The 6,664-nt window shown below is 60.9% G+C and carries 6 protein-coding genes; 1 reads left to right on the top strand and 5 read right to left on the bottom strand.

Annotated elements, in window-relative coordinates; genetic code table 11:
* The 4 genes from WBV42_RS04250 to WBV42_RS04235 all read right to left on the bottom strand — a co-directional run.
* Positions 1-922, bottom strand: a 922-nt coding sequence (locus tag WBV42_RS04250; protein ID WP_423984925.1) for a carbohydrate ABC transporter permease, incomplete at its 3' end; no start/stop codon positions are given.
* A 1-nt stretch (position 923) separates the two neighbouring features.
* A complete protein-coding gene (locus tag WBV42_RS04245) occupies positions 924-1,916 on the bottom strand; it encodes a carbohydrate ABC transporter permease (protein ID WP_253227282.1) in 993 nt (330 codons plus the stop codon).
* A 2-nt stretch (positions 1,917-1,918) separates the two neighbouring features.
* Positions 1,919-3,376 (bottom strand): extracellular solute-binding protein, encoded by a 1,458-nt coding sequence (locus tag WBV42_RS04240; RefSeq protein ID WP_423984924.1) that lies wholly within the window; start codon positions 3,374-3,376, stop codon positions 1,919-1,921.
* Between the two features lie 328 nt (positions 3,377-3,704).
* Positions 3,705-4,691: an aldo/keto reductase gene (locus tag WBV42_RS04235; RefSeq protein WP_423984923.1), complete on the bottom strand. Its 987-nt coding sequence runs from the start codon at positions 4,689-4,691 to the stop codon at positions 3,705-3,707.
* Positions 4,692-4,827: 136 nt separating this feature from the next.
* Between WBV42_RS04235 and WBV42_RS04230 the strand changes: the two genes are divergently transcribed.
* Positions 4,828-5,625, top strand: a complete 798-nt coding sequence (locus tag WBV42_RS04230; RefSeq protein ID WP_423984922.1) for a hypothetical protein — start codon at positions 4,828-4,830, stop codon at positions 5,623-5,625.
* Here WBV42_RS04230 and trmB read toward each other — a convergent pair.
* Positions 5,622-6,662: an HTH-type sugar sensing transcriptional regulator TrmB gene (gene trmB / locus WBV42_RS04225; protein ID WP_423984921.1), complete on the bottom strand. Its 1,041-nt coding sequence runs from the start codon at positions 6,660-6,662 to the stop codon at positions 5,622-5,624. The two genes, WBV42_RS04230 and trmB, sit on opposite strands and share 4 nt — an antisense overlap.
* Between the last annotated feature and the right edge of the window lie 2 nt (positions 6,663-6,664).

Raw genomic sequence — 6,664 nt, 5'->3', positions numbered from 1 at the left:
CGCCAGAGGTGAGTCCACTGACGATTTTCTCCTGCGCGATGACGACGAGGATTGCGATGGGCAGGATGCCCACGATGCTCGCTGCCGCCATGAGGTTGTAGAACGATGCGTACTGGCCTTGGTAGCCAAGGATGCCCCACAGGATGGGGGCCCAGTGTTGTGCCTCCCCGTCCGTCATCAGGTACGAGAAGAAGAACTCGTTGTACACGTTGATAAACGTTAGCACGCCCGCGGTGGCGACGCCGGGTGCCGACAGCGGGATGATGACACGGAACAGCGCGCCCAATCGCGTGGTGCCCTCGATTCGCGCGGCGTCCTCCAGTCCGTCCGGAATCTGGCTGTAGAACGTCGTCAGGATGAATATCGAGAGCGGCATGAACAGGGCGCTGAACGGGAGCAACAGCGCTCCCGGCGTGTTGTAGAGCATCGGCGGGCTCAGCCCGAGAATGCTCACGTTCCCCGTGAACAGTTGGAACAGCGGGATGAGGAACGCCGCCGGTGGGAAGTACGAGATCGCGAGGATGAGCAACATCAGCGGCCCACGGCCGGGGAAGTCGAGTCGCCCGAACACGTAGCCCGCGAGGCTCGCGAGCACCAACACGATGATCGTCGTCATCAGCGCGAGCACGAAGCTGTTGAACATGAAGACGTGGAACGGTAAGCGCTGGAATATCTCCACGAACACGTGCGGATTGAACCCCTTCGGAGCCAATCCCATGTCGGAGATCTGATTGCTCGGCGTCAGCGCGATGACGAGCAACCAGTAGAGCGGGAATAGCGTGGTGAACAGGAAGAACACCATGACGAGGTAGAACAACCCGCGGTAGGTCTTGTCCGGATTCTGCATCGACCCTTGCGCCCACCGGTTGATCAGCCCCGATGGCTGGTCCCCATCGGCCGTCGTTTCATCGGCTTGCGCCATTCTAGATCCCTCCTGCGCTCTCGCGGAATTTCACGATGTACACGGTCACGACGATGCCGATGATGGCCGCCGTGACGAACGCGATCGCGGACGCCGTCCCGTACCGCCGGACGCTGAACGTCGTGACGACGAGACAGGACAGCGAGGGGACGGTCGTACACCCGGACATGGTCTGGATGAGCCCGTAAATCCGCATCGCCGCGATGGTGCGGAACAACATCGCGACCATCACGGTCGGGAAGACGAGCGGCAGGGTGATCATCCGGAACTGCTGCCACCTCGACGCGCCAGCGACCTTCGCCACGTCGTAGAGGCTCCGGTCGATACTCTGTAGTCCGGCGAGGATGAGCAGGGCCATGAACGCCGTCGTCTTCCACACGTCGGCCACGATGATGATCGACAACGCCTCGGGACTGTTGACCAGCGGCGTCGTCGAGTAGCCCAACAAGTTGTGGAGGATGTCCGCCCCGAACCCGATTCCCGGTTGGAAGAGCAGGTAGAAGATCATCCCTTGGATGACGATGGGAACCGCCCACGGGAGGATGATTGCCACCCGAACCCAGCGCCGTCCACGGAAATCCTGGTCCAACACGAGCGCTTGCCCGAAACCGATGATGGTCTCGAAGATGACGCTCACGATGGTGAAGATGAACGTGACGATAAGGGCGCTTTTGAACGGTGAACTGAGGTCGATGAACGGTTGCGGTAAGGCGACCGTATCGAGTTTCCCCGTCAGCAGGTTCACGTAGTTTTCGAATCCGACGAACCCGCCGAGTTGGGACGCACCGCGAATGCTGTCTGCATGCAATGACATCTCGAACGTACGCAGGAGCGGCCAGAACGCGATGACGGCGAGCAACAGCAACGCGGGAATCAAGAGGAGGTAGGCGAACTGCGTCTCGCTCAAGCTCTCTATCCAGCGAACTGCGCTCGCATACGCACCGGATCGTGGCTGCTCCCGCAATCCGTGTTCCGTTGGTTCTTCAGTTGCCATGATTACTTGTTGTAGTTTTCAATTTGGCTCAACTGGCTTTTCAGGGTGGACATCGCGGATTCCGGCGAGGCCTCGTTGGCGTACGCCGCGTGCACCTGTTGAGCGATCTTTCCTGATTCCTGTGGCCAGACCGCCGTGACCGGTCGTGGAACCGCGTTCTGCCCGGCGACACGGAGTTGATTCACGTATCTGCCGATGACCGGAACCTGTTTCGCCTGCTTCGATTTGAGCAGTTGCGGTTCCGGCGGAATCCACCCGAGGATCTGGAACAGCTTCAGTTTGACCGACGGTTGCATCATCGCCCGAATAACCTCGAAGGTCTGCTTTTGTTTCGGGGTGTTCGGGTTGACGACCATATGCCAGCCACCGAGGGCGGCAGCGGGGCCACCGGTTCCCTTGTACTTCGCCTCGTCCGGCTTGACGCCGTACGGAATCGGCATGACGCCCAGGTCCTTGCCGAACACGTCGTCCGCCCCGTTGGTGACGATGGCGTACGGCCAGTTGCGGTGTGCGACCGCTTGTTTGTTGGTGAACGGCGCCATCGACGTGTCCTCGGTCCACGAGAGGACGGCCGTCGGGGCGATACCTCCTTCGTAGCCCTGTAGCGTCCCCGATCCGCCCGACCCGTGGATGAAGGTCCGAATCATCTTGATGGAATCGAGGACCGGTTTTTCGTCGACGGTCACCGGTCGCTTGCCGATGGGACCGAACAGGTTGTCGTGCGAGCCGAAAAACGACCCGCCCCAGGAAGTCATGAACTCGTTGAAGTCACAGCACGAGAGCCCTTCGTAGATGTTCGCTTGGAACGTATACCCGTATTTGAGGTCGTTCTGGTCTTTGGCCTTCTTGACGACCTTGGAAAACTTCTTCCACGAAATCGAGTTCGTCGCCCAGTCCTCCTCGTCGGGGCTGAACCCTGCCTTCTTCACGAGGTCCTTTCGATACAGCATCGTCGGGAAATCCGGGAAGATCGGTATCGCGTACAGGTCGTCGTCGTTGGATTTCGCCGTTTGGACGCTGGCCTGGAAGTAGTCCTTGTTAACCTTCTTGGTCAAGTCCTCCGGAAGGTTTTCGCTGAGGTTCATCACTTGCCTCCGAGCGATGAACGTCAGCGCCCAACCGCTGTCCATCATCAACATGTCCGGTTCGGCCAGATCCGCCGAGAGCCACCGTTGATACTGGGCCTGACGGACGTCGGTGTTACTCGAACCGGGAAGGATTTCGACGTGGATATCCTTCGACAGACCAGCTTTGTGAAGCGCATCGTTTATCGGCTTCTGCTGGTCGGCCGCGTCCGAATCAGCGGCCCATTTGACGACGTTGGAGTTGGCCGACTTCCCTTGGCCGATACAGCCAGCGAGACCGACGGCGGTTCCGGAGACTCCGGCGGCCTTTACGAAAGTCCGCCGGGAGACGCCGTCCCGCCGGCGATCTCTATCATGGTCGTTAACACCCACCATACTTTTGTAAGACGGAACTGCCCCATTTATAACTTTGGTGCGATTGACTACAGCCGTTGTTAGATTTTTTATGCACGATGTATCACGTTCGTGTTGCTTGTATCTCGAATGACTAAAACCATTTATGGCCGATATTCATCATATATCGTCGAAATTACGTGAAAAAGGGAGACGGTAGGGGGTTCGAACGCCTTCGAAACGTAACACGAGCGGTAGCGCTCCCCCGCCTTTATATTCCGATCGTGGTGCTCTTTGGCCATTTCGTGCCGGTCACGGCCGACTTTCGACCGGTAAAACGGAATCCCATCGGATTTCGATGGAGAAAGTATCAGATGTTGGCTATCTCGTGGGACCACACCGGCGATTTCGGAGATTCGAGTCGCTCCAGTTCCTCGTCCGAGAGCGAAACGTCGAGCGACGCGACGTTCTCGACCAAGTGGTCTTCCGTTCGTGGACCGATGATGGGCGAATCCACGACGGGCTTGTGGAGCAACCACGCGAGACTGACCTGCGCGGCCGAGACGCCTTTTTCCTCGGCGATGGCCCGTACCTCTCCCAACACGGCCCAATTCTCGTCGGTGAACCGCTCTTCGGTGTACTCGTCGCTCGTCGCTCGCCCTTCGGTAACATCCTCGTCACGGTGGTACTTCCCGGTCAGGAACCCGCCACCAAGCGGCGACCACGGGATGACGCCAACGCCTTCCGCGTCACACACGGGCAGGAGGTTCTCCTCCTCGTGGCGGTCCACGAGGTTGTACTCCGGTTGCATGCAGGTAAAGCGCTCGTAGTCCTCGATGTCGCTTCGGTACAGGGCTTTCGTGAACTGCCACCCCGCCATCGTGCTCGCACCGATGTAGCGGACCTTCCCCGTCTCGACGAGGTGGTCGAGCGCCGAGAGCGTCTCATCGATCGGCGTGGTCTCGTCCCAGCGGTGGATCTGATACAGGTCGATGTAGTCCGTCCCGAGTCGGTCGAGGCTGGCCTCCGCTTGGTCGAGGATGTGCTTCCGGGAGAGTCCCTGCCCGTTCGGGTACTCTCCCATCCCGCCGAACACCTTCGTGGCGATCACGAGTTCGTCGCGGTTGCGCCCCTCGATGGCCTTGCCGACGATCTCCTCGCTTTCGCCGTGGGAGTAGACGTTCGCGGTGTCGAGGAAGTTGATACCCATCTCCAGCGCCCGGTCGATGAGATCGAGGCTGGCCGCCTCGTCGTTCATCATCCACTCGTGTTCGCTCCCGAAGTTCATACAGCCCAGACAGAGCCGCGACACTTCGAGACCCGTGGCCCCCAGTTTCGTGTACTGCATCTCGGTCATCGCTAGCTTTCTACTCCGACTTCGGGTAAAGAACTGTGGGCGAAATACGTCGGGGTTGATTGTGGGCGAAGTACGTCGGTACGATTCCCAACTCCCTCCCGAACCTTCAAACGCCCCGCGTTCGAACCCCTCGTCAATGTTGGACGAACTTCGAAAGCCGGAGTACACGGGTGAGAATCGGTGTTGGCCGTGTACCGTGCTCAATGCTATCATTCTTCTTTCCGCGTGCGCGGGCGTGATCAAGCTGTATCCCGGAACGCGAACACGCCGCCTCGGTGTCGCCTCGGCCGTCGGCATCGTCGGCGGAGCGGCAATCGCCCTCCGAGGCTATCTGGTCCCCGGAACGCCCCAAATCGCGCCAAAGCTCGCCGCCCGACTCTCGCCGAAGCCACGGCCACCGGCTGAGACGGGGTCGCTGGCCGGTGAACCCGACGAGGACGTCGGCGAGCGCGCGCTCTCCGCGCTCCTCGAAGCGGGCATCGTTCACGCCGTCGGCGAGAGTCTCCATCTGGACGAAGGGTTCCGCACCGACTGGCGCGACGAGATGACGACCCTCCGGTCCGGAAACCTCGGGGCGGCCGTCCGAAACGCGTCGCCGTCGCTCGTCACGACCGAAAGCGTCAACGACGACGAATATATCGTCGTCACGACCGACGGGGACGAGATAGAGAACGAACGGTGGCTCTCCCGTCCGGTTGCGATCGCGGAGGTTGCGGCGACGCGGGCGCTCGACGAGTATGACATCGACCCGGACGTTCGGGTGCAATCGGCCTCGGCGCTCCGCGCGTTCCTGAACGACTGCCCGGTGTGTGACGCACCGCTCAAAGTGACGAGCGCAGACAACTGCTGTGGCAGCGGAACTTCGAGTCCCCTCGCCCCGCCGGACGAGGTGTTGGCCTGCCCGGACTGCGACCAGCGCGTGTTTACGTTCTAACGTTCGTACTCCGGTGGTTCGTCGGTCCCGATCCGGATTTCGTGCGCCTCGATGTCCTCAAGCGCGGCGACCTGCCCACCCACGGTGACGACGCCGCTCTCCGTCTCGACGGACATCCCGGCGACGCGCTCGCCGCCTTCGAAGGAGAGGCCGACGACTTTTCCGCGGACGACACGGTCGTGACCGGATTCGATGTCCCGCCCCTTGATGGTCGCGTAAAAGTCGCCTTTCAATCCCTGAATCTCCTTGACACAGCGACGGATGGACGCGTAGCGTCGCGGGAACGTGCGACTCTCGGCGTCCTCCGAGAGGGTTCGTTCGGCCGTCGTCCAGAGGACCGTGCCGAAGAACCCGGACACGAGGAATCCCAGCGCCGAGCGGTTGAAGATGACGCCGTAGCGGTCGCGGTCGTCGCGCAGGGCGTCCTGCGTGGCGTACATCGAGTACTCCCCGTCGGCGACCGCGATGACGGGCGTCGTGATACCACGGCGGGCACGAACGGTCGTCGCCACGGCACTGTAATCGTACTCCTCCGGGTCGCGTGCTTCGGACGCGGGCGTGATGAGCAACTCGACGCTCACCCCGGCGTCGATTTCGGCTTTCAGGTCGTCCTCGAACCGGTCGAGGAGGTCGGGCGTCAGCGACAGCGCGAGTTCGTACTCCGCGGATTCGATGACGTCTTCGAGGTAGCGAAGGATGGTCGAACGCGATTTGACCAGCGAGACGGCTTCGGTGTCCCGCGCCGGTGCCGTGTAGCGGTCTTCGAGTTCGGTTATCATGTCGCTGAGCGACGATTGGACGTCGGAGAAGGCTTCCTCGGGGTCGATGGCGATGACCTTCATCGGCCGGGATTCACGAAGTTCGACCAGTCCCCGGTCGCTCAAACTTCGGACGGTGTCGTACACCCGCGGTTGCGGGATGTCGGTGTGTTCCGCGATTTCGCTCGCGGTCAGTCGTCCGTGTTCGAGGACCGTGAGATAGGCGTCGATTTCGTACTCCCCTAAGCTGAACCGTTCTCCGACTCGTTCGAGTGTCAGAT

Source organism: Haladaptatus sp. (genome assembly GCF_049589095.1).
Classification (GTDB): Archaea; Halobacteriota; Halobacteria; order Halobacteriales; family Haladaptataceae; genus Haladaptatus.
This window is presented reverse-complemented; position numbering and strand designations above follow the sequence as displayed.